Origin of the sequence: Sphingomonas colocasiae (assembly GCF_019880585.1) — a bacterium.
Taxonomy (GTDB): domain Bacteria; phylum Pseudomonadota; class Alphaproteobacteria; order Sphingomonadales; family Sphingomonadaceae; genus Sphingobium_A; species Sphingobium_A colocasiae.
This window is the reverse complement of sequence record NZ_JAINVV010000015.1, coordinates 107,854-133,304: the sequence shown is the minus strand read 5'-3', so window position 1 is coordinate 133,304 and position 25,451 is coordinate 107,854. Positions and strand designations below refer to the sequence as shown.

Annotated in this window: 22 protein-coding genes; 11 read left to right on the top strand and 11 right to left on the bottom strand. The window is 66.5% G+C overall.

The window, feature by feature from the left end:
* Window positions 1-54: 54 nt before the first annotated feature.
* A complete protein-coding gene (locus tag K7G82_RS28460) occupies window positions 55-588 on the bottom strand; it encodes a Ros/MucR family transcriptional regulator (protein WP_222993753.1) in 534 nt (177 codons plus the stop codon).
* A 465-nt stretch (window positions 589-1,053) separates the two neighbouring features.
* Here K7G82_RS28460 and K7G82_RS28455 point away from each other — a divergent pair, with 465 nt between their 5' ends.
* Complete coding sequence (locus K7G82_RS28455) at window positions 1,054-1,815, top strand: metallophosphoesterase (RefSeq protein ID WP_222993751.1); 762 nt, start codon at window positions 1,054-1,056, stop codon at window positions 1,813-1,815.
* A gap of 80 nt (window positions 1,816-1,895) precedes the next feature.
* Entirely contained in the window at window positions 1,896-2,237 is a 342-nt protein-coding gene (locus K7G82_RS28450; RefSeq protein ID WP_222993749.1) for a PilZ domain-containing protein, read from the top strand.
* A 38-nt stretch (window positions 2,238-2,275) separates the two neighbouring features.
* Here K7G82_RS28450 and K7G82_RS28445 read toward each other — a convergent pair whose 3' ends face one another.
* Together K7G82_RS28445 and K7G82_RS28440 are read right to left on the bottom strand one after the other, a co-directional pair.
* Window positions 2,276-2,536: a hypothetical protein gene (locus K7G82_RS28445; RefSeq protein WP_222993747.1), complete on the bottom strand. Its 261-nt coding sequence runs from the start codon at window positions 2,534-2,536 to the stop codon at window positions 2,276-2,278.
* 159 nt (window positions 2,537-2,695) lie between these two features.
* Window positions 2,696-5,917 (bottom strand): amidohydrolase family protein, encoded by a 3,222-nt coding sequence (locus K7G82_RS28440; protein WP_222993745.1) that lies wholly within the window; start codon window positions 5,915-5,917, stop codon window positions 2,696-2,698.
* Between the two features lie 159 nt (window positions 5,918-6,076).
* Between K7G82_RS28440 and K7G82_RS28435 the strand changes: the two genes are divergently transcribed.
* Window positions 6,077-6,517, top strand: a complete 441-nt coding sequence (locus K7G82_RS28435; protein WP_222993743.1) for a MarR family winged helix-turn-helix transcriptional regulator — start codon at window positions 6,077-6,079, stop codon at window positions 6,515-6,517.
* Window positions 6,518-6,589: 72 nt separating this feature from the next.
* Complete coding sequence (locus tag K7G82_RS28430) at window positions 6,590-6,901, top strand: EthD family reductase (protein ID WP_222993741.1); 312 nt, start codon at window positions 6,590-6,592, stop codon at window positions 6,899-6,901.
* Between the two features lie 9 nt (window positions 6,902-6,910).
* On the opposite strand, the gene K7G82_RS28425 is transcribed toward K7G82_RS28430, so the two are convergent.
* Window positions 6,911-7,678, bottom strand: a complete 768-nt coding sequence (locus K7G82_RS28425; protein WP_246623951.1) for a hypothetical protein — start codon at window positions 7,676-7,678, stop codon at window positions 6,911-6,913.
* 225 nt (window positions 7,679-7,903) lie between these two features.
* Between K7G82_RS28425 and K7G82_RS28420 the strand changes: the two genes are divergently transcribed.
* Both K7G82_RS28420 and K7G82_RS28415 read left to right on the top strand, forming a co-directional pair.
* Entirely contained in the window at window positions 7,904-8,950 is a 1,047-nt protein-coding gene (locus K7G82_RS28420) for a serine hydrolase (RefSeq protein WP_222993736.1), read from the top strand.
* A 190-nt stretch (window positions 8,951-9,140) separates the two neighbouring features.
* Window positions 9,141-9,539 carry a nuclear transport factor 2 family protein gene (locus K7G82_RS28415; protein WP_222993734.1) on the top strand — a complete coding sequence of 133 codons (399 nt, stop codon included), beginning with the start codon at window positions 9,141-9,143 and terminating at the stop codon, window positions 9,537-9,539.
* A 3-nt stretch (window positions 9,540-9,542) separates the two neighbouring features.
* On the opposite strand, the gene K7G82_RS28410 is transcribed toward K7G82_RS28415, so the two are convergent.
* Both K7G82_RS28410 and K7G82_RS30265 read right to left on the bottom strand, forming a co-directional pair.
* A complete protein-coding gene (locus tag K7G82_RS28410; RefSeq protein ID WP_343228671.1) occupies window positions 9,543-11,213 on the bottom strand; it encodes a GMC family oxidoreductase in 1,671 nt (556 codons plus the stop codon).
* A 2-nt stretch (window positions 11,214-11,215) separates the two neighbouring features.
* The gene (locus K7G82_RS30265; protein WP_343228674.1) at window positions 11,216-12,154 is read right to left on the bottom strand and encodes an NAD(P)-dependent oxidoreductase; all 939 of its coding nucleotides are present in this window, start codon (window positions 12,152-12,154) and stop codon (window positions 11,216-11,218) included.
* 144 nt (window positions 12,155-12,298) lie between these two features.
* Between K7G82_RS30265 and K7G82_RS28400 the strand changes: the two genes are divergently transcribed.
* The 3 genes from K7G82_RS28400 to K7G82_RS28390 all read left to right on the top strand — a co-directional run bounded on the left by K7G82_RS28400 (window position 12,299) and on the right by K7G82_RS28390 (window position 15,222).
* Entirely contained in the window at window positions 12,299-13,534 is a 1,236-nt protein-coding gene (locus K7G82_RS28400) for an MFS transporter (RefSeq protein ID WP_222993730.1), read from the top strand.
* Window positions 13,535-13,613: 79 nt separating this feature from the next.
* Complete coding sequence (locus K7G82_RS28395) at window positions 13,614-14,405, top strand: cupin domain-containing protein (protein ID WP_222993728.1); 792 nt, start codon at window positions 13,614-13,616, stop codon at window positions 14,403-14,405.
* Window positions 14,406-14,436: 31 nt separating this feature from the next.
* The gene (locus K7G82_RS28390; RefSeq protein ID WP_222993726.1) at window positions 14,437-15,222 is read left to right on the top strand and encodes a glutathione S-transferase family protein; all 786 of its coding nucleotides are present in this window, start codon (window positions 14,437-14,439) and stop codon (window positions 15,220-15,222) included.
* 176 nt (window positions 15,223-15,398) lie between these two features.
* Here K7G82_RS28390 and K7G82_RS28385 read toward each other — a convergent pair whose 3' ends face one another.
* From K7G82_RS28385 to K7G82_RS28370, 4 genes are all read right to left on the bottom strand, one after another.
* On the bottom strand, window positions 15,399-16,748 hold the full coding sequence (locus tag K7G82_RS28385; RefSeq protein ID WP_222993724.1) for an LLM class flavin-dependent oxidoreductase: 1,350 nt from the start codon (window positions 16,746-16,748) through the stop codon (window positions 15,399-15,401).
* 162 nt (window positions 16,749-16,910) lie between these two features.
* Complete coding sequence (locus tag K7G82_RS28380; protein WP_222993722.1) at window positions 16,911-17,852, bottom strand: LysR family transcriptional regulator; 942 nt, start codon at window positions 17,850-17,852, stop codon at window positions 16,911-16,913.
* A gap of 71 nt (window positions 17,853-17,923) precedes the next feature.
* Entirely contained in the window at window positions 17,924-18,460 is a 537-nt protein-coding gene (locus K7G82_RS28375; protein ID WP_222993720.1) for a carboxymuconolactone decarboxylase family protein, read from the bottom strand.
* A 101-nt stretch (window positions 18,461-18,561) separates the two neighbouring features.
* Window positions 18,562-19,524: a fumarylacetoacetate hydrolase family protein gene (locus K7G82_RS28370; RefSeq protein ID WP_222993718.1), complete on the bottom strand. Its 963-nt coding sequence runs from the start codon at window positions 19,522-19,524 to the stop codon at window positions 18,562-18,564.
* Window positions 19,525-19,841: 317 nt separating this feature from the next.
* On the opposite strand from K7G82_RS28370, the gene K7G82_RS28365 reads away from it, so the two are divergent.
* Entirely contained in the window at window positions 19,842-21,449 is a 1,608-nt protein-coding gene (locus K7G82_RS28365) for a long-chain fatty acid--CoA ligase (RefSeq protein ID WP_246623950.1), read from the top strand.
* 215 nt (window positions 21,450-21,664) lie between these two features.
* The gene (locus K7G82_RS28360) at window positions 21,665-23,875 is read left to right on the top strand and encodes a TonB-dependent receptor (protein WP_222993714.1); all 2,211 of its coding nucleotides are present in this window, start codon (window positions 21,665-21,667) and stop codon (window positions 23,873-23,875) included.
* Window positions 23,876-23,970: 95 nt separating this feature from the next.
* On the opposite strand, the gene K7G82_RS28355 is transcribed toward K7G82_RS28360, so the two are convergent.
* Entirely contained in the window at window positions 23,971-25,398 is a 1,428-nt protein-coding gene (locus K7G82_RS28355; RefSeq protein ID WP_222993712.1) for an amidase, read from the bottom strand.
* Window positions 25,399-25,451: the final 53 nt, after the last annotated feature.

Sequence of the window (25,451 nt, the reverse complement as noted above, 5' to 3'; positions counted from 1 at the left end):
GATGCCGATGAGCGGTGAAGCAAGCTTACCGCTCATCGGCGTGAAACATCCGGATTACTTGGCGGCCGGCTTGCGTCCGCGCGGTGCCTTCGCCTTGGCCGGGGCGGGTGCGGCCGCCGCGGGCGCCGCCGTGGCAGCAGCCTTGGGTGTCGCCTTCTGGCCGGGCTTGCGGCCCAGGCCGATCTTCTTGGCCATGGCGCGGCGCGCCTCCGAATAGGTTTCGGCGACCATCGGATAATCGGCCTTCAGGCCGTAACGCTCGCGATATTGTTCGGGGCTGAGGCCATGGGTGGAAAGATGGCGGCGCAGCGTGCGGTAGGGCTTGCCGTCGATCATCGAGATGATGTGATCCTTCGACGCGAGCGACTTGCGCACGGTGACGGCCGCGGTGAATTCGGATGCGGGCGCGGCCTCTGCTGCGGCCGGGGCATCCGCGCCGGTCAGATCATTGACGGCGCCGTGCATGGCCTTGAGGAAAGTCGGCACGTCCTCCGCGCTGGCGCGCGTATTGGGATTGGACAGCCACGCCACCGTCAGGTCTGCGGCGAGTTCGACGGCATTGATGCCGGTATCTTGATTATCGGTCACGTCAGGGACTCCGTGAAATTGCGGAAATCCGCCTGCAACGGCTTGCCGATACTTGCAAGCCAAAATGGACCTAATTGCGACGAATCTCCTCAATAATCGTCATTCAGTCGCTCCAGTATCGGCAATCCTGCATCATTCCGGGTCAGAAGGTGAAAGCATCCATTCCTGTCGGTGTGCGACAATGCCTTAAATGGTTATGGTGATATCGATCGATTTGAGGCGGGAATTCTGGTGAAGAATCGACCAGTTGGAAGGCGATATAGAAATATGATGAGTTGAGGCGGTCAGGTGATTTGACCGGAAGGCAATATAGGGGGCGCGGCTGCTTGTCCTGATGGGTTCGGTGCGAGGTTATCTTTCATGTCGCGATGGACGCCGCTTGCGCGGTGTTGCGGACCGGCGCCGCGCCGCCGGGCCGGCGACTATGACATTGCGGCAACCGGCGATTCATGGAAGCGCAGGGCGATGAGCACGCCCGAATTGATCGATGCCAGCCGTTATCCGAGCCCCGAAGCCGCGGATGCCACCGCGATCTATGCCGTGGGGGATGTTCATGGCCGTCTCGACCTGCTCGAGGAGATCGAGGCCGCGATCGCCACCGATATCGTCGCGAGCAGGCCGTTGCGACCGGTCATCTGCTATCTTGGCGACTATGTCGATCGCGGTCCGGCTTCGGCGCAGGTGATCGATCGTCTGGCAACGCCCTTCGGGGATGGCGTCGCGCGTGTTTTCCTGAAGGGAAATCACGAGGATCGGATGCTCGAATTTCTTGAGGCACCGGCCGCCGCCGGGCCCGCATGGCTGCAATATGGTGGTCGCGAAGCCCTCGAAAGCTATGGCGTATCGGTGCCGGACCGGCCCGACGGCCCCGACTGGACGGATTTGCGCGACGCTCTCTCGTCGGCGCTGCCGCCCACCCATATCCTGTTTCTCCGGGCGCTGCGGCTGGCCTTTGCGTGGCGCGGCCATCTGTTCGTCCATGCCGGGCTGGATCCGGCGCGGCCGGTGCATGCCCAGCATGCCCGCGATCTGATGTGGATCCGCGAACCGTTTCTGAGTGCGGACCGGGATTGGGGGGTGCGTGTGGTGCACGGTCATGTGATCGTTGATGAACCCGTATTCCGGCCGAATCGGATCGGGATCGATACCGGTGCCTATCACAGCGGTCGCCTGACCTGCCTGGTAGTGTCCGATGATGGGACGCGGCTGATCCAGACCGGTCGCTGATCGTTCGGCGCGCCTGCTTGCGCTTCGGCCATCCGGGCGGCAAAGCGTGACGCGGCCAAGCGACGCTAAGGGGGATTCTGGTGCAGGGCGGCAGGAACGGGGCTCCGTCACGGCGGGCGACGCCCAGGCTGAAGGTATTCCAGCCTGCGCATATGGTGCTTGGCGGCATATCCGTGCGGATCCATTTGCTCGACATCTCGATCGGCGGGGCGCTTGTGCACGTCGCCGACCCGCCGGAGCAAGGCGCCGGCGTCGCGCTGGATTGCGCAGGGATCGTCCGGTCGGCAACGGTGCGCTGGGTGGTCGGCAGCCGGTTCGGCATCGCCTTCGACGAGCCGCTCAGCGATGCGGAACTGGAGGCGGTGATCGCGACTCAGTCATCCGGCCCGCTGCGGCCGCGGGGCGAGGTGGCGGCGCGGTAACGGATGCGCGGGATCGGCCGGCTCTTGCCGGATCCCGTTCAGCGATCGAATTGCCGCGTGCCGCGGGTGGCTTCGGTGGCCGCCGAATCGTCGGCGCGCCTGCGCGACTGCCCGTTGTCGGGCCCCGTGCGCCGATCGGCGGCGCTGGCATTGGGATCGGGATTTCTGCGCCGGTCGATACCGAAACCGCCGCTGTCCTGAAAACCGCGCGGCGCGCGCAGGAAAAGTCCGGCCAGCCATGCCAGCGCGGCGACGAACGCAATTGCGATCACTGTGGCGAAAACGGCCAGTCCCGACATATCCTCAACGCCTATCTCGCTCCTTCTGAAGGAGCGTTCTTCATGCGGGGCCTTATCGCACAGTCTTGGTCTATCATTCCTTAAGATTGCGCGGCCATTGCGACGAACCGTTGACGATCCATCCCGAATATGGCGCGTCGGGCCGGCCCGGGTTCGGGGTCATTGCCCGTCGGCGGGCTTCCGGAACCATTGCGCGGGCAAGGCCCGCACGCGCGGCCAGACCTCGTCCAGCGTCTCCGCATCGTAGATCCGGCCGTTTTTCATCACCTGTCCGATCGCGCGCGCGTTGCGGATATCGGCAAGCGGATCGGCGTCGAGCACCAGCAGGTCGGCCAGTTTCCCGGCCTCGATGCTGCCGATATCGGCGGCATGGCCGATGATCTCGGCCGATCCGATGGTGGCGGCGCGCAGCACCTCATGCGGGGTGGCGCCGCCCGCGGCATAAGCCTGCATCTCGTAATGATAGCCCAGGCCCTGAAGCTCGCCATGGCTGCCGATGCCGACCAGCCCGCCGGCGCGCTGGATGCGCAGCGCATCGGTGGCGAAGGCGGGATAGAGGCTGTCGTCGGGCGAGGACCATTCCCGTCCGCGCATCTTCGCATCGACCACGCCGCCCGGCATGAAGCGGCGCAGCTTCGCGTCGCGGCTGGGATCGTCGCGGATGATCAGATTGTCGAGCGAGGGCATGCCCCCGTACATGACGTTGAAGGTGGGCGAATAGCCGATGCGGGTGCGGGCATAGAGCTGGACGATATCGTCGCGCAGCGGCGTGACCGGCAGGCTGTGCTCGTTGCCGGCGAAACCGTCGATCGCATGGGTCAGGTTGAGCGTCAGGTCGCTCGCGCCCTCCGTGGTCGGCATCATGCCGAGTTCGGCCGCCGCCTCGGTCATGAACTGGCGCTGGCGGCGATTGCCGATCATGTAGGACTTGATGTTGCGCGTGCGATAATGGTCGCGATAGCGGGTGAGGACGTCGACGGCGTCGGCCTTGGAATTGACCTCCGCATTGACGAAGATGCCGGGGCCGGTGGTGAAGGCGCGGGGGCCGGGCATCATGCCGGCGTCGATCATGTCCTGATATCCGAACATGTCGACGGTGAAGGGCTGCACGTCCAGGCCGGCGGTGACGCCATAGGCGAGATTGGCGAGGAAATCCCAATGGCCGCGATCGAGCAGGCCGCGGCGGATCTCGAACCAGTGCGCATGGGTATCGACAAGACCGGGTATGATGAACTTGCCGGCGACGTCGCGGATCGCGGCGCCCGCCGGCACCGCGACATCACCGGTCCGGCCGATCGCGGCGATGCGGTTGCCGGTGACCACGATATCGGCGTTCGTGATCACCTCGTCCCCGCGCATCGTCACCACCGTCGCGCCGCGCAGCACGACGCTGCCGTTCGGCATGTCACGCGGCAGCGAGACCGGGGTGGGGAAGCTTTCCGCCCGGCTTTCGGCGGTGCCGGGCGGCGTGCCCGCGATGCCGGCCAAGGCGACGGTGCGGATCGTCGATCCGACCGACCAAAGGATCGACGCACCGTCCCGGCTCCACGCCAGATGATCGGCGCCCACGCGCGTCAGCCGCGTCAGTGCGACCGGAGGCGCTGAAAGCTGGATCGTCGCGCCGCCGGGCGCATTGGCCGGGGGCAGATCGACCAGATAGAGCTGCGACGCCGCCTTGACGAGCGCGTGGTCACCCCTGGGGCTGACACGGACATCCTCGGGCGGCACCGGCATGCCGGCGAAATACTGATTGCCGTTGCGCGCCTTGAAGGCGACGTCGCGGCGCAGATCCTCGCCATCGAGCCCGATCGAACTCGTTCCTTCGGGCGCGGTGAAGCGCAGTCGGCCGGCATCGCCGAACTGGAGCGCGCGAATGCCCAGGCCGCTCGTCACCAGCCGGCCCGACCCACCGCCCGCCGGCAGCAGCACGATATCGGTCTGCCGGTTCTGCGAGAGCTCGTCGCTGGTTTCGAGCCGGTCGTGATGATTGGCGCGCAGCACCGCGATGCTCCGTCCATCGGGCGCGAATTGCGGTTCGCTATACATGGCGGGTGACTGGGCCAGCCGGCGCGGGCGTCCACCGTGCGCGGGGATCGTCCAGAGCTGGCCACCCTCGTTCGCGGTCCAGGTGACATAGGCGATCGTGCGTCCATCGGGCGACCAGCTCGGCTGGAAGGCCATGCCCTCGACGCCCGGCACCGCGCGTGCGACGCCGTCGCGGGTCAATGGCCGGGTGTAGAGTCCGCCCAACGCGGTGAAGGCGACATTGCGGCCATCGGGGGAAGGGGCGGGCGACTGGAGCACGCGCACCGTGACCGGACCGTCGTCGAGTTTTTGCGCGATGCGTGTCGATCGTCCGACATCGAGCGCGACCGATGCGGTGAAGGGGATCGCTGTCGTGGTGCCGCTCGCCAGATCGATGCGCGTGAGCCCGCCATCTGTGCTCGTCAGGATCGATCGGCCATCGGCGGAGAAGCTGAAGCGCGGGACCAGATCGACATAATAGCCGCCCTCGCGGCTGTCATGGTCGATCGCCGCGATCCAGCGGTCCTCGCCGGTGTCCAGGTCACGCAGGCGCAGGCCGGTGCGCGTGCCGGTGCGGCTGGCATAAGCGAGGCGGCGGCCGTCGCGCGAGAGCATCGGCCGCATCGCGCCGCCGGGCGAGGCGAGGATCGTCGCTTCCGCGCCGTTGCGCAGGTCGCGCCGGACGATCGACCAATGCGGCAGATAGCGGTCATGCCAGAGCGTGCCCGTCTTCTGCGCATAATAGAGATAGCGCCCGTCCGGCGAGGGCGCCGCGCCGAGTGCGTTGATGCGTGTGTCGAACCCTTCGGTGCCGTTGGGCCTGGCCCTGGTGATCTGGACGCCCGCGCCGCCGTCGCGATCGTACATGACAATCTCGAACGCCAGATCGGCATGGATCGAGCGCGAGACATAGATGAAGCGCCCATCGGGCGACCAGGCGGGCGAGGAATAGATCGCCGCGCTCTCGTCGCGCGAAATCTGTTTCAGCCCGGTGCCGTCACGATTGGCGATCCACAGGTTCGCTGCGCCCGATCGGTCGCTGATGAACGCGAACTGGCTGCCGTCGGGCGAAAAGACCGGCTGGGTTTCATAGGCCAGGCCATGCAGCAATGGCCGCGCCGTGCCGCCCCCGACGTCGATCGCATGGATATCGCCCAATATGTCGAACAGGATCGTCCGCCCGTCGGGCGACAGGTCGGGCGCCATCCAGGTGGCTTCGTCGACCTGGAAATCGAACTGACGGTGGGGCGTGAGCGGCAGCGCGGGCGCGGTCTCGCCGGCCGAGGCCGCATTGCCCGCCATGAGCGCGCAGACCGCGAGAAGCCATCCCGTCAGGCGCGTGCGCGATCTGGTCATCATTGTCCCCCCTGGCAAAACACATTCGTCATTTGCCGCATTTGCTGCAACCTTATGGGGAAGACGAATATACAGAAGAAAACCGACATGGCGCCGCGATCCGCGTCGCGCGCAAAGCGATCCGTTGACCGATAGGTTGTTCTCAACCTAAATTCCGGCATGACCGATGAGGACGGCCTGTCGTTCGAAACCACGCATCATGTGCGCGACCATTGCCTGTGCCTGGCCGCGCAACGGGCCGCGCGTGCTCTCTCCCGGCGCTTCGACGATGCATTGCGGCCGGTGGGGCTGACCAGCGGGCAATTCTCGCTGCTGATGGCGCTCAACCGGCCGGAGCCGCCGAAGATGGGGGCGGTGGCGCAGGTGCTGGCGATGGACCGGACGACGCTCACCGCCAATCTCAAGCCGCTCGAACGGCGCGGGCTGCTGATATCCGTGGTCGATCCCGCCGACCGGCGCGGCCGGCTGCTGTCGCTGACCGATGCCGGGCGTGCGCTGCTGCGGCGCGCACTGCCGATCTGGGAGCACACTCATGCGGAGGCCGAACGGGCGCTCGCCGATCCCGATGCGCTGCGTGCCGGCCTCTGGGCGATGGCCTGAAGAGCGCGACACCGCAATTGACATGATCGGGCCAGGATGGGCTCATGCCCGTCTTCATCAAGGGAGTCGGCCATGGCGACGGTCAGCGTCATCTATCCGCGTGCGGCGGGCGCGCAATTCGATTTCGACTATTATATCCAGACCCATGTGCCACTTGTCGAAGCACGCTGGGGTGATGCGGGGCTACAGGGCGTCCAGGCGTTTCGCGGCGTCGCCGGCCCCGATGGCGCGGAGCCGCCCTATTTCCTGATCGCGCTGGTCGGCTTCGTTTCGGACGAGGCGCTGGCGGGCGCGCTCGGCGGGCCGCACGCCGCCGAGATCATGGGGGACATCCCCAATTTCACCGGCGTTCAGCCCGTCATCCAGGTGAACGAGGCGCTTTGAGCCGAGGCGTCAGAAGCGCCGATGATCGCGGCCGTCGATGCGGTCGCAGCTTCCCCGGAAGGCATAGGTGCCGGTCCCCCGGATCGAGATACGGCCGCTGCGGCGATCGATCGTGACGCGTGGCTTGTTGAGCCCGTTCAGCCGATAGGTGGCGGTGATCTGGTTGCGGCCATTGGCGACATTGGCCAGATCCCACCAGCCATTGCTGCCGCGCGAGTTGATCGGCGGCACCAGCGTGCGGGGCAGGCGGATGCGGCCGCCGCCGTTCCAGATCTGGACCGTCACCGACGCATCGAAATCCTGCGACGACAGCTCGGTGCGGTTGCCGTAATCATAGCGGTCGCTGCGCTCGTTCCAGCTCCAGCCATAGCGGGTCGCGAGTGCCGGTCGTCGGCCTTCGCCGAAGCAGACCAGTCCCATGTCGATCTGGCGCCCGCCTGCCCAGCCAAAGCCGTCATCCCCTGGCCGGCCCGGACGATCGGGGCGGTATCCCGGATCGGGGCGCTGGCCGGGGCCGGGCCGATAGCCAGGGTCGGGTCGATAGCCCGGATTGCGATCGCCGCCGCCCCGACGGCAGTCCGCTTCGGGCGTGTTCACGATCGAGTCGTAACGGCCGTTGACGGTCGCGACCATGATGCAGGATCGCCGCTGCGGGTGCCACCAGGTCGTCCATTTGCGATCGTCGCCGGTCTGCGTGCCGACATATTCATAGCCGCGCGCGGCGAACTGCCCTTCGGCCTGGCCAGCCCGCGCCCCGACCAGATCGCGCATGTCCATCGGGGTATCCTGAGCGATTGCGGCCGCGCCGGAGGTTAGTGCCGATCCAGCCAGAGCGAGCAAGGCCATGGTGCGCATGAGGGTTCTCCCGTTGACTGGATCCAAGCGTACGCCTGAACGGAAGATGCTGCAATCATGTGACATTGCCGGATCGGGTGCATTGGCTATCATGAAGCGATGGGCGATCGCGGTCAGGCATCGCGGCGCAGGATAGGGGGAATTGTGGTGAAGCGTCTTTTCGGAACGGCTCTGCTCGTCTCGGCTCTGGTCCTTCCGGCGATGCAGGCGACGGCCCAGCCCGCCGCCGGCGCGCAATCGTCCGGCCTCACCCGGCTGCTCGCCGCCGAGCTTGCTCGCTTTCCGTCCAAGTCAGGCTTCTATGCGAAGAATCTCGCGACCGGCGAAGAGGCCGCGGTCGATCCCGATGGCCATTATGAAAGCGCGAGCACGATCAAGGTGGCGATCATGGTCCTCGCCTATCAACTCGCGGACCAGAAGAGGTTGAATCTGGACGAGCGCCACGAGATCAAGGCTGCCGATTTCCGTGGCGGTTCGGGTGTTTTCCGCTTCAACGATTTCGGGCTGAAGCCGACGCTGCGCGACATCATCACCCAGATGATCATCACCAGCGACAACAGCGCGACCGACATCATGATCGCGCGCGTCGGCGGCGTCGACGCGGTCAATGATTTCCTGCGCCGTTCGGGATATCCGACGCTTCGGCTCAACTACACGACGCTCGATTATTTCCGTGGCTTCTATGCGGTGCTCGATCCGAAATATCGCGCGCTGGGGCCGGAGGATATCTTCGCGCTGGGCACCGACATTCCCTATTTCACGCAGCCCCGCGCGAGGCTGATCGCGGAGGTGCAGGCTGCGAACGCCGATGGGCGGCTGGTGGAGCTTGTCCGCAAGCGCTCCGCCGACGAACGCCAATGGTTCGGCATCATGACTCCGCGCGAAGGCGGGCGGCTGATGGAATCGATCGAGCGCGGCACCGCCGCCTCCACGGCCGCTTGCGACGAGATGAAGCGCATCCTGCGCGCGCAGCAGGCGGGCACGCGCAAGATCCCGCACTGGCTGACCGCGCCCGTCGGTCACAAGACCGGCGAGACGATCGGTGTCACCAACGATATCGGCATCGTCTATGCGAAATCGGGGCCGATCGTGATCACGTCTTTCAACATGGACATGGCGGGCCTGGACGCAGATGGCGACGACCGCATCGGTGCGGTTTCCCGCATGGTCGTCGAGTATTTCGACGGCAAATAAGCTTGAAAAGACCGGCGAGCCGGAAAAGACAGGGGCCGGCGCCTGGCGAGGCGCCGGCCCCGAGTTGGGGAATAACCGAACGTGATTGCCGAACGCGAAGGCGTGGAAAAGGGTTCAACGCCCTGGCGCGATGCGGCCCCGTCCTGGCGGAAAATGGCGCGCGGTACATCGTGATAGCGAGAGGTGGACCATGTTCGACGCGCTTCTGATCACCCTTGCCCTGGCAGGTTCCGCGCCGGCCGCGGCCCAGGCCGCTACGTCCCCGGAAACGGTCGTCCAGCGCCAGCTCGATGCCTATAATCGTCATGACGAGGCCGCGTTCGTAGCGACCTATGCCCAGGATATCGAAATCTTCGATCTGGGCGCCGAGCCCAAACCGAGGCTCACGGGAAAACCGGCGCTCTCCGCGCTGTATGCCGGGCTGTTCGCGCGCGCGAAGCCCAGGGCGGACATCGTCTCTCGCGCCGTCACCGGCGCGTTCGTCACCGATCATGAACGCGTCACGCTCGCAAGCGGCCGCAGTTTCGATGCGGTCGCGGTCTATCAGGTGGAAAACGGGCTGATCCGCAGGGTCTGGTTCGCGCAATAACGGCTATCTGTCGCCAAGGATCGCGCGCGATGCGCGCTCGGCGATCATCAGGGTCGGCAGATGCGTGTTGGCGGTGGTGATCGACGGCATGATCGACGCGTCGACGACGCGCAGCCCGTCGACGCCCCGTACCCGGCAGGCGGGATCGAGCACGGCCTGGCGGTCGTCCGCCCGGCCGATCCGGCAGGTGCCGGAGACATGGCCCATGGGAAAGGCATTGGCTTCGACCAGCGCCCTCAGCGCGCCCGGATCGGCGAGCAGCGCGGCGGGATCGATCGTGTCGTCGGCCAGCAGACGCCGGCGCAGCGCGGCGGGGCCGTCGAGCAGCGCCGCGATCATCCGCGCCGCGACCGCGCTCGACAGGCGCGGCCGGGCGAGACGCTGCGCCATATAGCCCTTGGCGATAAAGGCTTCGTGCCGGTGCCGGGCGACCCCGGGATCGACAAGCAGTTCGAGCGCGAAGCGCACGCCGGCGATCAGCCGTTCGCGGTCGCGGCTGTCCGAAAGCAGGCGGAAATCCACGTCGGGCGTCATGTCCGGATCGGCGGCCCGCACCGAGACCGTCCCGCGCGAAAAGGATTGATAGACCGCGACATTGACCGATCCGACGGCCCTGCCGAGCGCGTGCCAGCTTGTCCGCGCAAAGGCGAACATCAGCATGTCGCCGGGCGGGCAGCCGGGATGCGCGGAACTGTATCGCAGGCTGTTCTGGCTCCAGGCCCGTTGCGCCGGATCCTGGCGCGCGCTTCGGTCGAGATGCGTCGCGACATAGAGGGCGGGGTGGTTGAGCAGATTGGCGCCGACGCCCGGCCGGTCTGCAATCACCGGGATGCCCGCCGCGCGCAGGGCATCCGCCGGGCCGATGCCGCTGCGCAGCAGCATGGCGGGCGAATGGATCGCGCCCATCGCCAATATGGTCTCGCGCGCGGCAACATAGGCAAGAGCGCCGTCACAGCGGATACGGGCGCCGGCGATGCGGCTCCCTTGCGCAAGCAGCGCGGTCGCCTGGGCGCCGCTCATGATTTCCAGATTGGGCCGGCGCCGGATCTCCGCCGGGAGATAGGCCATCGCCGAGGAGATCCGCCCGGTCGCGAGATTGGTCATCGGCGTGGGGAACACGCCGTCGCGGAAATCGCCATTGGCATCGTCCACCAGCGGATAGCCGCGTTCGCCCATCGCCAGCGCCACCGCCTTGCAGAAGCCCGGCCAGCCCTGCGACGCGTGACGGCGAACCGGCATCGGCCCGTCCGCGCCGTGCATCGGGCCGTCAAAGTCGAGATCGCGTTCCAGCCGCACGAAATCGGGCAGTACATCGTCCCAGCCCCAGCCGATCGCTCCGGCGTCGCGCCACGCGTCGTAATCGGCGGGCAGGCCGCGCAGCGCGATCATGCCCATGATGCTCGATCCGCCGCCCATCACGCGCGCCTGCTGATAGGGGCGGATATCGCCCGCGCGCAGCGTCACCTGCGCGCGCATGCCGGGCCAGAAGAAACCGGGTTCGGCGACCGAGCTGGGAAAGGCGTCGCGGATGCTCGCCGGCTCCGCGCCGGGCACATGGTCCGCGCCCGCCTCCACCAGCAGGACGCGGCGGCGGGGATCGGCACTGAGGCGGTTGGCGAGCACGCAGCCCGCCGTGCCGGCGCCGATGATCAGATGATCGAAAACGCCGTCCACGATCAGGGCCGCCGCCGCTCCACGCCCGATCGTTCCTCCATCACCGCGCAGAGCGAGGCGGGATCGGTGTTCGCCCAGCGCGTCGACAGCGCCCCGACATGCGCCTGCAGCGCGGGCGCGAACATCGGCAGCGGGTGACGCAGCGTGCGCGCCATCTCCGCGATCACCAGCGCGTCCTTGTCGACGATCAGCTGGTACATGGTTTCCGGGGGATAGCGTTCCTCGGCCATCATCCGGCCGCGTACTTCGAAGATCCGCGAATTGCCCGCGCTGGCGGTGATGGTGCGATAGACGGTCTCGGCATCCAGACCCGCCTTCAGCGCCAGGCTCATCGCCTCGGCGGCGACGACATTGTGGCAGACGACCATATGGTTGATCACCAGCTTGATGATCGCGGCATTGCCGAATTCGCCCATGTCGAACGGCGCATCGACGATGTCCGCGATCAGCGGGGCGACGGCCTGCGCGGCCCCGGCGTCGCCGCTGACATAGAATCCGTGCAGATCGCGCGCGACCATCTCGGGCGTGCCCGATATCGTGCAGTCGAGCATCCGCCAGCCGGCGCCGGCCAGCCGGTCGCGCGCGGCGCGCTTGTCGTCCGGCGACAGGGTGTTGATGTCGATCACGACGCCGCCGTCGCCCGGTGCGGCGACGATCTCGTCGATCACGCGCTGGAACGCGCCGAAGCTGGAAAGCGCGAGCAGCAGTGCCGGCGCGTGCGCCGTCAGTTCGGCGATCGACGCCGCCCCATGGCCACCCGCCGCGACGAAATCGCGCATCGCATCCGGGCTGGGATCGAAACCGGCAACCCTGTGGTTGCGCGCCAGCAGCCGGCGGGCGAGGCACGATCCCATCGATCCGAGCCCGATAAATCCGATTTCCGATTCCTGCGCCGTCTCGACCATGTCCGCTCTCCAGCCGCCATCGTTGCTGCCTTTGATGCGGGGCTATCCGCAAATGCGGGCCGGCCGATCATCAAAAGATCGCATGGCGGATGCCCAATTTCATCATGCGCCGGCTGGAGGGGGGCGCTGTAGGCTCCGATAGGATGGTGGGCGCAGGCCTGCCGCATCGCGGGAGGATGGATGAACGGCACGTCGCCGGGATCGGCGCTGGGGGAATTGCGGTCGCGCTGGCTGCTGATCCTGGCCGTCATGCTCGGCAGCGGGGTCGGGCCGACCGTGCTGGTGCCCTATACCGCCGGCGTCTTCATGCCCGCGCTGCAGGACGCATTCGGCTGGACGCGCGGCAGGATCTCGTTCGGCATCACGCTGTACCTGGCGGTGACCGCGCTCGTCGCGCCCTTTGCGGGCATGGTCGCGGATCGGCGCGGCGTGGCGCTGATGGTGCCCGTGTCGCTTGCCGCCACCGCGATCGCCTTCGCTCTCCTCGCCATGCTCGACGGCAGCTATGCGGCGTTCCTCGCGATCCTTGCCGCATTGGGCGTCGCGGGCGCGGGGGCGACGACATTGATCATGTCGCGCATCGTTGCCACCGGCTTCGATCGCGCGCGCGGCACCGCGCTGGGCCTTGGGCTGCTCGGCATCGGCGTCACCAGCATGATCGCGCCGAGCCTGTTGAGCGGCGTGGTCGCGAGCGAGGGCTGGCGCAGCGCCTATCTGGCGATCGCCCTGCTCAGCCTCGTCACCCTGCCGCTGGTTTCCTGGCCGGTCTGGCGCCATCGCCGCGCGGAACCCGTCGACGCGCCGGAGGTGGCGACGGAGGCACGGCAATCGCTCGGCGCCATGCTGGCGCAGCCGATCTTCCGTACGCTCGCGATCGGCTTCTTCCTGATCCAGGTCTCCGTCACCGGCATCCTCGTCCATTTCATCCCCCTGCTGATCGATCATGGCGTCGGCCCCGCGCGGGCGGCGTTGTTCGCGGGCATGATCGGCGCGGTGATGATCGTATCGCGCCTGGCCGTCGGCATCGTCATCGACCGGATATTCGCGCCGTTCGTCGCCACGGCGGTCACGCTGGCCGCCGCGCTCGGCGTGGGCATGCTCGCCTTTGGCGGCGCATCGGCGGCGGCGCTGGGCGCCTGCGCCGTCGGGCTGGTGATCGGCGCGGAGTTCGATCTCGCCGCCTATCTCGTCTCGCGCTATTTCCCCGCGCATTTCTTCGGCCGGATCTACGGCCTGTTGTTCACCGTGATGGTCGTCGGCACGATGACGTCGACCTCGCTTTACGGCTTCTGGTCCGATTGGGCGGGCGGGTATGATCAGGTGCTGATCGCCGCCACCGCCGCCCTGTGCTGCGCGGCCGGCCTGTTCCTGACCCTGCCGCGCTTCGCGGCGCCGGCGCATCAGAACATCGCATGAGGGAACAGCGATTTCGTGATTGGGCGCGAGACGGGCGGAGCTGTTAACATGACCTGCAAAGCTGGACGGAGGATCGACCATGGCCACTGACTTCAACGGGGATCGCCGCGCGGAGGCCGGCGTGCTCGTGCGCAAGGCGGCGGATCATCGCATCCAGATGGCACACCAGCCGGGCCAGGCGCATCGCTCGGCCGCCGGCTGGACGATCGATTACCGGCTGCAGGAGATCACCGGCGACGCCGCGCGCGCCATTTCCACGGTGCCAGGCCATTTCGTCGACAAGCCGGCCTTCGGCAGCCCCTGGCATTATCACGACTGCGCGCTCCAGGTGGCCTTCGTCCTCGAAGGGTCGATCGAGCTCGGTTATCGCGGCGAAACCTATGCACGCGCGGGCAAGGGCGACATATTGTTCATCCCCGGCCAGGTGATGCACGACGTCAGCAATCCCTCGGCCGATTATCAGGTCGCGGAAATCACCTTTCCGGGCAGTTTCGGCACGACCGAGGCGGCGATGCCGCCGCGCGACATCGACACCCCGGCGCGCACCTGGGGCAGCAGCGACGCGGTGCGCAGCGGATCGGCGCGCGGCATCATCGATTACGGCTATCCCGTCGCCGCGCCCTATGATGCGCAATTCGATATCCGCCGCCATGTCCGCTCGCGCACCGAGCCGTTCGAGGCGGGCGCCGGCCGGCATGACGATCGCTTTCGCTTCATCTTCGTGATGCAGGGCTGGCGCGAGGCGCAGGTGGACGGGGCCGGGCTGCGCGCGGGCGTCGGTGACCTGATCGTCATTCCGGGCGGTGCCGACTGGCGCGACAGCGCGGTTTCCGACGATTATGAAGCGGTCGAGGTCAGGCTGCGCGCCTGAGCGACGGACGAAAAGAAGAAGGGGAGGGGCGATGGCCGAACTCTATGTGATGCATCACGCGACCTGCGCGCGAAAGGCGCTGATGGCGCTGCTCGAAAAGGGCGCGCCCGTCGGCACGCGCGAGCTCGATCGCCTCTATCTTCGCACGCCCGAATATCGCGCGCTCAATCCCGATGGCGTGGTGCCGACATTGGTGCTCGACGACGGCAGCCCGCTCGTCGAATCCTCGATCATCATGCGCTATCTCGACAAGGCCTATGACGGGCCTGCGCTCCAGCCCGCAGATCCCTGGCGGCGCGCGCAGTGCGATCTGTGGCTGAAGCTGATCGACGAGAAATATTTCCCGGCGCTGGGCGCGATCACCGCGGCAACCTTCATCCGATCGATGTTCGGCGATCCGATCGATACCGTGCGGCTGAAGGTGATGCTCGATGCGATGACCGATCATGCCGGCCGGCTGATGCGCGAGGATTGCGTGCTGCGCGGCCTGGACTCCCCGTTCGTGCCGGCCGGGCTCGCCTCGCTGCGCAAGATGCTCGACCGGATCGAGGCGGCGCTCGCCGATCACGACTGGCTGGCCGACGATCGCATCACCCTGGCCGATTGCGCGATGATGCCGATCATGCTGCGGCTGGACGAATTCGGCATGTCGGCCGCCTGGACGACGCGGCTGCCGCGCACCACGGGCTGGTGGAACCGCCTGTCCGCGCGCCCGTCGGTGACGCGGATCGTCGCCATGGCCAATCGCGGATTGCTCGACGAGGTGATCGTGTCCGTCGAGGGCGCGCGCGCGGCGTATCTGGAGGCCCTGGCTTAAAGATACTTTGCCCGTTTGCTTCGAGCAGCGTCGAGCGAAGTCGAGACGCGGCAGTCGAGAAGCTGCGGTGCCGGGCTTCTCGACTTCGGTTCTCGGCAAGCTCGAACCTGCGCTCGAAGCAAACGGAAAAGGGGGAGGCGGACCCGGCCACCTCCGCAAATCCGGACCGATCTCGCCTATCGGCTGAAGCTGCCCGCCAGATGGTCGCTCGCGATGCGATTGTGGCCGAACAGCTTCTCGCGGAAGGTGCCGGGGCGGTATTCGGTCTTGTAGAGGCCGCGCTTCTGCAGTTCGGGCACGACCATGTCGACGAAATTCTCCAGCGTCTCGTGCGCGACGATGCGCGCGACGTTGAAGCCGTCGATGTCGCAGACCTCCATCCAGTGCGCCATTTCCTCGGCCACCTGCTCGGCGGTGCCGATCAGCGCGACATTGGTGCCGCACAGCGCCTTTTCGTCGAGCACTTGGCGCAGCGTCCATTGGTTGTTGCGGGTGAACATCTCCAGCGCGGACTGGTTGGCGTCGTTCTTCTCATAGGTGATCGGCTGGTCGAGCGGATAGTTGGACAGGTCGATGCCCATCACGCCCGACATCATCGCGATCAGCCCCTCGAAGCTGCTATATTTCTTGTAATCGGCGTAGCGCGCCTTCGCGAGCGCCTCGGTCTCGTCGACGAAGACCGAAATGCCGGTGAAGAATTTGAGCGACTGGGGATCGCGGCCCTGCTCGGCGGCGGCGCCGCGGATGCGCGCCACCTGCGCGGCGACCAGTTCCGGCTTGGTGCCGTTCAGATAGACGCCTTCGGCATGGGTGGCGGCGAAACGGCGGCCGCGTTCGGACCCGCCGGCCTGGAACAGCACGGGCGTGCGCTGCGGCGAGGGCTCGACCGCGCTGATCGCCTTGAACTGATGATATTCGCCGTTGAACTCGATCGGATCGATCAGCGAGGGTTCCGCATAGATGCGGCTCTGCTTGTCCTTGACCAGCGCGCCTTCGGCCCAGCTTTGCTCCCACAGGCGATAGACGCCCTCCAGGAACTCGTCGGCCATTTCATAGCGCAGGTCGTGTTCGGTCAGCTTGGTGCGGCCCATGGCGAGCGCGCCGCTGCGCAGATAGCTGGTGACGATGTTCCAGCCCAGCCGCCCGCCGGTGATATGGTCGAGCGTCGAGATCCGCCGCGCGAAGCTGTAGGGCGATTCATAGGATGCGCTGCCCGTCATGGTGAAGCAGAGATTCTTCGTGGCGGTGGCCATCACCGCCACGATCACCGACGGATCGAGGCTGGGCGCCTGGGATCCGTTGCGCAGCGCGCCGGCGGCGCTTCCTTCATAGACGTCGGGAAAGCCGTAGACGTCCGCCAGGAAGAAATTGTCGAACAGTCCGCGTTCGGCCAGCCGGGCATAGTCCAGCCAATAATCCATCTTCAGATAATCGACCGCCTTGTCGCGCGGATGCGCCCACAGCCCGAACGCCTGGAAACTCGGATTTCCCTGTTCGAGCACATTGAGCCTGATTTCCTTGGCCATCCGATCCTCTCATCTGTCGCGGCTTGATTGATATCCGCCATATCAGCGCCGTCGGCGGAGCGCGCATTATGATTCTGGGGCAGGATCATGCCCCGATCTGATGGAGCAGGGGCGGGCGCAATTTCCGGGCTGTCGACCGTGAACGGCCAAGCCGAAAATGCCCTACATCAGCCCCAGGTCGCGGAAACGGGCGATCCAGTCCTCGGTGCCGCGCCGCGCCTCTTCCGTGAAGATTTCGACGAACAGTTCGGCTTCGGGCGTCAGCACGGTGCTGGTGCGTTCCAGCAGCATGATCTCGAAATTCACGTCGGGATCGCGCAGCGGCCGGATCGTGAAGCGCTGCGCGTCGGCGATCGGATCGATCATCAGGCAGGGCGTCACCGTCTTCCAGTCCGATCGCCCGACCAGATCGAGCATCGCCAGCGCCGAATCGATTTCGAGCTCGGCATCGATGCCGGTGCCGTGTGCGGCCAGGCAGGCGCTGATCGCGGCGCGGCGCCCTTCCATGCGGCTGGCCCAGGCCATGTTGACCGGCGTCGCCGGCATGGCGGTGGTGACGGGCGGTTCGTCGGCGCGGTTGACGCGCGAGACCAGGCATTCGGGTGTCGAGAGCAGCGGCCGGGCATGGATGCCGGTCTCGCCGCCGTGCAGCGTGCTGATCGCGAAATCGACATCGCCCGACGCCACCATCTGCGGCAGCAGCGATCCGAAGCTTTCGACGATGCGGACCTTCACATTGGGGTGGAGCGCGGTGAAGCGCAGCAGCGCCGGCGCCACGATCCGGTGCGTCAGCGCCGGAATGATGCCGACGGTGAAGCTGCCCTGGAACCCCTTGGCGAAATGCGCGACCTGATTGGCGGCCTCGTCGATTCCGCGCAGCATCTCGATGCAGCGGCGATACAGGATGTCGGCGGCGGGCGTCGCGGTGACGCCCACCTTCTCGCGGACGAACAATTTGACGTCGAGCAGCATCTCAAGCTGCCGGATATGGTGCGATACCCCGGATTGCGTGCTGTTCTCGCGCGTCGCGGCGGCGGTGAAGGATCCTTCCTCATAGGCCGCGACGAACAGGCGGACATCCTGCAACGAACCACGAAACGGCAATCATGCTCTCCCGGAGCCGCACGGCCAGAATGCCGCGGGTGCCGCAAATTACGAGGATTCGCGCGGCAGCGTCAATCTGCGGGCACGTCGATGCTGTTGGTGAAGTGCGCAAGGCCCAGATAGAGCGCGAGCGTCAGCCCGAGCTCGACGCGCTGGCGGCTGTCGAGATGGGCGGAGAGCGCTTCGCCCGCCGCCGCGTCGACGCCGGCGCCGGCGGCGAACCGATCCGCGAAATCGAGGATCGCGCGCTGGCGGTCGTTGTAGATCGGGTTCGGTTCGCCCGGATCGCCGACATGGTCGACTTCGGCCTCGCTCAGTCCGGCCGCCAGACCCATGCGGCGGTGATGCACGATCTCGTAATGGCCGTCGCAGCGTTCCAGCACGCGCAGGATCGCCAGTTCGCGCTCGGCGGGGTCCAGTTCGGTCTTGAAGCGGAGCGCATGGGCGAAATCGATGAAGCGCGCGAACACCGTCGGGCTGTTGGCGATGGTGCGGTGGATGTTGACGATGCCGACGCTGCCGGCGGCGAGCTTCTCGAAGGTGGCGCGCGCCTCGGGATGTTCGCATTCGCGGACCAGGTCGATCGCCACGCGCGGCTTGTCGGTCATTGCTCGTCTCCCTGCTCAGGGTCTGTTTCGGAAATGTGCGGAAGAGCACATTTCCAAGGCCGGTGCGGTCATGCGCCAAAGGCGCATTTCAAAACAAACGCTCAGGCGATCCGCGTGCGCAGCACGCCGATGCCTTCGGCTTCGATCTCCACGGTATCGCCGCGTTTGACGCTGCGCATCAACTCCATCGAACAGCCGTCGGGCGTGCAGCCGGTCGAGAAGAGTTCGGCGGGATGCAGCGTCTGCGACTGGCTCGCATAGGCGATGCAGTCGGTGAAGGACCATTGGGGGGTGATACCCTGGACGTGCGACCATTGCTCGCCGTTGATCCGCGTGCGCAGCGCCAGGGCATAGGGATCGGGGATCTCGTCGGCGGTGACGATGCAGGGGCCGAGCGGATTGGAGCCGTCGAAATCCTTGCCCTTGGCGAAGCCCAGACCGGTCGACATCGCCATGAACTGCGCGTCGCGGGCGCTGAGGTCGTTCATCATCGTATAGCCGAAGATATGGTCATGGGCCTGGTCGACCGGGATGTCCTTGCCGCCCCGGCCGATCACGGCGAGGATCTCCAGCTCATAATCGATCCACTCGGAATAGCTGGGCCAGGTGACGGTTTCGTCCTGCCCGATCACCGTCGTGCAATCCGAATAATAATAAGCGGGGGTCTGGCGCCAGCCGACGCCGGGCAGGCTGTCCAGGTTGAACTGGCGGCGCTTCTCCGAATAGGCGGCCTCCGGATCGCTCTCGCCCGCCGCCATGGTGCGCGCGGCGCCGTCGGTCGCCTGGACGAGATGCTTTTCGAAGACGGAAAAACCGCGGATCTTGGTGGGGCGGGGCAGCGGCGCCAGGATCCGGACATCGGCGATGCGGATCCGTGCGTCGCCGCTTGCCGCGTCGAGCGCGCCGCGCGCCGCGCCGAGTGCGTCCGGCCCCGCCTCGATCAGCGCCCGCATGCTCGCAAAGGCCGGATGGGCGTGCGCGGCGTGCAGATCGACGAGCATCTCCTCGTCCAGCCCGGCGCCGATCCGCTCCTGTCCGTCACGCACGAATGTATACAGCTTCATTGCCGGCCTTCCCTGTGGCCCGGCGGGCGTCCGCAACGGTCGGGCGGGGCGATCGTCGGCCGGCTGGCCATCGTCTCCGGCCGGCCCGTCCCGAAGCGTCGCCCTCCGGTTCTGTCCTTCCGGCACGCGTGCTAGCAGCCTGCCGCGATCGGGATGCATGATCGATTTGGCGGCCCGCCATCTCCAATCCTGATAGCTGCAGCCATCATGATAGCTGATGATGCGCCGCCAAAGCTTTCATGTGCCGTTCGGATCGGGCAAGCCCTATCCAGCGGATGACAAACGAGAGGAGAGCGACCGCGATGTTGAGCGGCCTGATGCAGACGACCCCCTTGCTGATCAGCGGGATATTGCGCTTCGCGTCGCGCGCGCATGCCGATCGCGAGATCGTCTCGCGCCTGGTCGATGAACCGGTCTGGCGCTACGATTATGCGGGATGGGGGCGGCGCAGCGCGCAGGCGGCGCATATGCTGGCGGCGCTGGGCGTCCGCGCGGGCGATCGCGTCAGTTCGCTTGGCTGGAACACGCATCGCCATTTCGAGCTTTTCTACGCGGTGCCGGGAATGGGCGCGGTGCTCCACACCGCCAATCCCCGGCTGCCCGACGACCAGATCGCCTATACGATCAATCATGCGGAAAGCGGCGTGCTGTTCTTCGAGCGCAATTTCCTGCCGCTGGTCGAGCGGCTGAAGCCGCTGTTGCCGACGGTCCGCCATTTCGTGATGCTGTCCGATGCGGAACGGCTCGATTCCGGCACCCTGGGCGCGGCGAGCTATGAGGTACTGATCGCCGATCGGGCGACCGATTACGACTGGCCGCAGCTCGACGAGAACAGCGCCTCCTTCCTCTGCTATACCTCGGGCACCACGGGCGATCCCAAGGGCGTGCTCTACAGCCATCGCTCGGTGGTGCTCCACGCCATGGCGGGCGGGCTCACCGGCGCGTTCGGCTTCTCCGCGTTCGATTGCGTGATGCCGTGCAGCTCGCTCTATCATGCCACCGCCTGGGGCCTGCCCTTCGTCGCGCCGATCAACGGCTGCAAGCTGGTGCTGCCCTGCGACAAGATGGACGGCGCCAGTCTGGACGAACTGATCCAGGCGGAAGGCGTGACCTTTTCGGGCGGCGTGCCGACGATCTGGACCATGTATCTCGCGCATCTGGAGCGGACGGGCGGGAATACCGGAGCGCTCGAGACGCTGGTCATCGGTGGATCGGCGGTGCCGCGCGCGATGGCGGAGAGTTTCCAGCAGCGCTACGGCGTCAAGGTCCGCCAGCTCTGGGGCATGACCGAGACCAGCCCGATCGGCGTGGTCTCCACGCCCACGCCCAAGCTCGCCGCCGAAGGCGAGGATGCGATGGACGAGGTGATCTGGACGCGCCAGGGGCGGATCCAGTTCGGCATCGAACTGCGCATCGTCGACGAGGAGGGCAACGACCTGCCGCATGACGGCGAGGCCTCGGGCGCATTGCTCGTGCGCGGGCCATGGACGGTGCAGCGCTATTTCCGCGCGGACAAGGATGCCGCCGACGCCGATGGCTGGTTCGACACCGGCGATATCGCGACGATCGATTCCTATGGCTTCATGAGGATCACCGATCGCAAGAAGGATGTGATCAAGTCCGGCGGCGAATGGATCAGTTCGATCGATCTGGAGAATATCGCGGTCGCCTGCCCCGGCGTGCGCATCGCCGCCGTCGTCGGCGTCTATCATCCGAAATGGGAGGAACGTCCGCTGCTCGCGATCGAGCCGCATGAGGGCGAGACGGTGACCGAGGCGGCGGTGCTCGCCTTTCTGGAGCCGCGCATCGTCAAATGGTGGATGCCCGACGCGGTGGTGATCACCCAGGTGCCGCTGACCGCGACCGGCAAGATCGACAAGAAAGTGCTGCGCGACCGGTATCGGGATCATCTGGCGGACGGTTGAGGAAACCCATCTTGCCGATCCCGACGGGGTTTCCGGGTCTTGTTTTCCTTGAACATCCCTCAGTGAAGAGCCTTGCGTCCGTACGACGCACAGAGCCCGAGATGCCATCTATGCGTTTCTCCGATGGACGGCAGCGAATCTCATCATGGGGCGGTTCGCGGCTGACGCGGCTAGGGTTTGCGCAAGCTCTCGAGAGACGAGCGTGGGAGGACCGAATGCGCACATCTATGAATCATCGCCCGTCGACCCGCCGCTTCGCGCTGGCGCTGCTGCTGGCCGGCGCCATGCCTGCCGCCGCCTTCGCCCAGGATACCGCCCAGCCGCAGGCGGACGCCGCCCAGGCGCCGGAAGCGGTGGAGGGCGATATCATCGTCACCGCGCAGCGCCGCGCCGAGCGGCTTCAGGACGTGCCGATCGCGATCAGCGCGCTCAGCGCCAGCACGATGGAAGACCGCAACATCCAGACGGTCTACGATCTTCAGGGCAGCGTGCCCGGCCTTTCGATCTCCGGTTTCGCCGGCGTCAATTCCACCAATCTCGTCTCGCTGCGCGGCATCGCCGGCCAGCCCGTGCCGATCGGCGCCAGCCAGGCGACCGCCGTCTATCTGGACGGCGTCTATCTCTCCAAGCCCGATGCCGGCTTTTTCGGGCTCAAGGATATCGAGCGGGTTGAAGTGCTGCGCGGCCCGCAGGGCACGCTTTATGGCCGCAACGCCACTGCCGGCGCGATCAACATCGTCACGCATCAGCCCGGCGATACCGTCCAGGGCAGCATCGATGCGAGCTATGGCAATTTCAACAGCATCGCGGTGGGCGGCTATCTGAGCGGTCCGATCGGCGGCGGCTTTTCCGCAAGCATCTCGGGTTCGGCGAGCGGACATGACGGCTATTACCGCAACACGGTGACGGGCAACCGCATCGGCGACGCCTCGTCCTATACCGGCCGCGCCAAGCTGCGCTACGACAATGGCGGCGGCTTCGATGCGACCTTGTCCGCCGACTATACCATGAAGAAGTCGGAGGATCTGTTCACGCCGGCGACGCTGGTCGGCGGCCGGACCGTCTTCGCCACCAAGACGGTGTCGACCAATTTGGAGGATCAGATCCGCACCCGGCTGCGCACCGGCGGTGTCGCGCTGACGATCAATGCCGAGGCGTCGGACGATTTCACGATCACCTCTATCTCCAGCTATCGCAAGTTCAACTATTTCACGGTCTACGACATCGACGCGACGACGGCGACGTCGATCCAGCCGGTCTTCATCAACAAGAACGACACGTTCAACCAGGAAGTGCGCGGCGTCTACGATGCCGGCCCGCTGCGCTTCACCGTCGGCGCCAATTACTACAACGAAAAGGCGGAAGTGCTGCTGCGCGTCAATCCTGTCGCCTATACCAAGACGGCGCTGCGCGCCGATCCGCGCCCGCACTCCAAGAGCGATCTTGCCGCGCTCGCCGCCTTCGGCCAGTTCGAATATGATCTTGCGGATTCGCTGACCGCGGTCGCCGGCGCGCGGCTCAACTACGAGAAGCGCGATTTCTCGATCGATTATTCGACGGCGGGCACGCCGGGCCAATATCCGCCGATCATCGGCAAGGTTTCGGACACCGCGATCCTTCCGTCCTTCGGCCTCAACTACAAGCCCGATCGCGACGTACTGCTCTATGCCAAGGCGAGCCTTGGCTACCAGTCGCCGGGCTTCGCCTATCAGCCGGGCGCGGGCGGCGCGCTCAACACCTTCGGCGCGGAGAAGCTCTGGGCCTATGAGGCAGGGGTCAAGACGCAGTTCCTCGACCGCCGGGTGACGCTCAATGCCGCGGCATTCTATTACGACTATAAGGACCTGCAACTGCGCCGGCTGATAACCTCGCTGATCTCGCGCATCGAGAATGCGGGCGCCGCCAGCGTCAAGGGGATCGAGGCCGATCTCGCCATCATCCCCGTCGAGGGGCTGACGCTGACCGGCCAGGTCACCTATTCCAAGGGCGTCTACACCGATTTCTGCGAAGGCATCACCACGGGCACGCCGCAGAACAACGACGCCCAATGCGTGGGCACGCCCGCACCGACAGCGGACCGCGCGGGCAACCAGCTCAACCAGGCGCCGCGCTGGTCGGGCGGCTTCGGCGTCAATTATGCGACGCCGGTCAGCGACGGGGTGAAGCTGAAGCTCAACGCCAATTACGCGTTCGAATCCAACAGCTATTTCACCGCCGCGAACGAACGGCAGGTGAGCACGGGTGGCTGGCATCGGCTCGATGCGCGCGCGGGCGTCGAACTCGACAACGGGCTGGAGGTCTATGCGTTCGGCCGCAACCTGACCGACAATCGCTATATCGTCATGGCCTTCCGCTTCGGTGGCGCGGTTTCGGCGGTGGTGAGCGATCCGGCGACCTACGGCATCGGCGCCAGCTTCAAGTTCTAAAGCGCTCCTGGGGGAGTAGCACCGGGATGCGATGGGTTTCATCTTGTCCCGGTGCCAGCCCGCGCGCCGCTTGAGTGCTCCACTGTGCGGATGCGTCAGCGCGCCTGCATCTTCCACAAGGTCGGCAGCGCGTCCTTCCACGGGCGCGCCGCCTCCAGTTGCGCGGCCATGCGGAAAAGCAGGGCCTCGTCGCCGAACCGCGCCATGAACTGGCTGCCGATCGGCAGGCCGGCGGCGTTGCGGAAAAGCGGCACGGTCATCGCCGGAATGCCGGTGACGTTCGCCAGCGCCGAATAGGGCGCGAACGCGGCCGACACTGTCCGGACGTCGGAGCCCGTCAGCGTGCCGAGCGGGGCGGGCGGTTGCGCCAGCGCGGGGGTCAGGATCAGCGGATAGCGCGTCTGGAAGGCGGCGAGGTCGCGGCTCGTCTTCTGGAAATACTGGATCGCGCGCAGATAATCGGCGGCGCCGATCGTCCGTGCGGCTTCGACAAGGCCGGCGACATGCGGTTCGAGTTCGCCCTCTCCGGGGCGTCGGCCGAGCTCCTGGGCGCGGGCGTCGACGAGTGCGCGGACGAGCGTCGCGGCCACGACGGCGGACGCGCCGCCGAGCAGCCGGCGATCCACCGGCAGCTCGGCGGGCTCGACATGATGGCCCAGCGCTTCGCACAGTGCCGCCGTGTCCAGCACCGCTTCCCGGCAATCGGAATGGACGGAAGCCTCGCCGGGCAGGTCGACCACCAGTGCGATGCGGATGCTGCCGGGATCGGCGCCGACCTCGCTCAGCCAGGCGCGGGCTGGCGGCGCGATGCCATAGGGGGCGCCCAGATCGGGTCCGGCCGAGAGATCGAGCAGCGCCGCGCTGTCGCGCACCGAACGGCTGACGGCATGGGCGGTGCCGAGCCCCGCGCTCGATTCGCCGCGTTCCGGCCCCATCGGCATGCGGCCGCGCGTGGGTTTCAGCCCGAACAGGCCGCAGCATGACGCCGGAATGCGGATCGATCCGCCGCTGTCGCTGGCGTGCGCCATCGGCACGATGCCTGCCGCGACCGCCGCCGCCGCACCGCCGCTCGACCCGCCGGCGGTGCGCGACACGTCCCAGGGATTGCGCGTCGGCGGCGCGTTGGCGGGCTCGGTCGTTGCGCTGTACCCGAGTTCTGGCGTCGCGCTCTTGGCGAAGATGGCGAAACCGGCGCGGCGATAGCGTTCGAACAATTCGGAACTCTGCGTCGGCACATGGCCGGCCCAGAAGCGCGATCCGTTCGCGGTCGGCTCGCCGGCATAGGCCATGTAGAGATCCTTCAGGACGAAGGGAACGCCGTGAAACGGCCCCGCAGGCAGGCCGTTCGCGATATCCGCCCGCGCGCGGTTCTCGAAAAGATGGTTGAGCGCATGGATTTCCGGATTGACCGCGGCGGTCCGGGCAAGTGCCGCGTCGAGCAGTTCGGATGTCGATACTTGCCGGTCGGCGACCAGCTTCGCCAGTCCCATTGCGTCGTGCGCGACATATTCATCATGGGTCATGATCGGCTCCCGATTGTGTTTTCATTTGGAATCAGCGCGCAATGAACGATACA

Coding starts and splice junctions, on each gene's coding strand:
- K7G82_RS28365 (WP_246623950.1), top strand. CDS start 19,842: ATGCAGACGACCCCCTTGCTGATCAGCGGGATATTGCGCTTCGCGTCG.
- K7G82_RS28370 (WP_222993718.1), bottom strand. CDS start 19,524: ATGAAGCTGTATACATTCGTGCGTGACGGACAGGAGCGGATCGGCGCC.
- K7G82_RS28390 (WP_222993726.1), top strand. CDS start 14,437: ATGGCCGAACTCTATGTGATGCATCACGCGACCTGCGCGCGAAAGGCG.
- K7G82_RS28455 (WP_222993751.1), top strand. CDS start 1,054: ATGAGCACGCCCGAATTGATCGATGCCAGCCGTTATCCGAGCCCCGAA.
- K7G82_RS28355 (WP_222993712.1), bottom strand. CDS start 25,398: ATGACCCATGATGAATATGTCGCGCACGACGCAATGGGACTGGCGAAG.
- K7G82_RS28415 (WP_222993734.1), top strand. CDS start 9,141: ATGTTCGACGCGCTTCTGATCACCCTTGCCCTGGCAGGTTCCGCGCCG.
- K7G82_RS28360 (WP_222993714.1), top strand. CDS start 21,665: ATGCGCACATCTATGAATCATCGCCCGTCGACCCGCCGCTTCGCGCTG.
- K7G82_RS28435 (WP_222993743.1), top strand. CDS start 6,077: ATGACCGATGAGGACGGCCTGTCGTTCGAAACCACGCATCATGTGCGC.
- K7G82_RS28400 (WP_222993730.1), top strand. CDS start 12,299: ATGAACGGCACGTCGCCGGGATCGGCGCTGGGGGAATTGCGGTCGCGC.
- K7G82_RS28430 (WP_222993741.1), top strand. CDS start 6,590: ATGGCGACGGTCAGCGTCATCTATCCGCGTGCGGCGGGCGCGCAATTC.
- K7G82_RS28440 (WP_222993745.1), bottom strand. CDS start 5,917: ATGACCAGATCGCGCACGCGCCTGACGGGATGGCTTCTCGCGGTCTGC.
- K7G82_RS28425 (WP_246623951.1), bottom strand. CDS start 7,678: ATGGACATGCGCGATCTGGTCGGGGCGCGGGCTGGCCAGGCCGAAGGG.
- K7G82_RS28445 (WP_222993747.1), bottom strand. CDS start 2,536: ATGTCGGGACTGGCCGTTTTCGCCACAGTGATCGCAATTGCGTTCGTC.
- K7G82_RS28395 (WP_222993728.1), top strand. CDS start 13,614: ATGGCCACTGACTTCAACGGGGATCGCCGCGCGGAGGCCGGCGTGCTC.
- K7G82_RS28375 (WP_222993720.1), bottom strand. CDS start 18,460: ATGACCGACAAGCCGCGCGTGGCGATCGACCTGGTCCGCGAATGCGAA.
- K7G82_RS28385 (WP_222993724.1), bottom strand. CDS start 16,748: ATGGCCAAGGAAATCAGGCTCAATGTGCTCGAACAGGGAAATCCGAGT.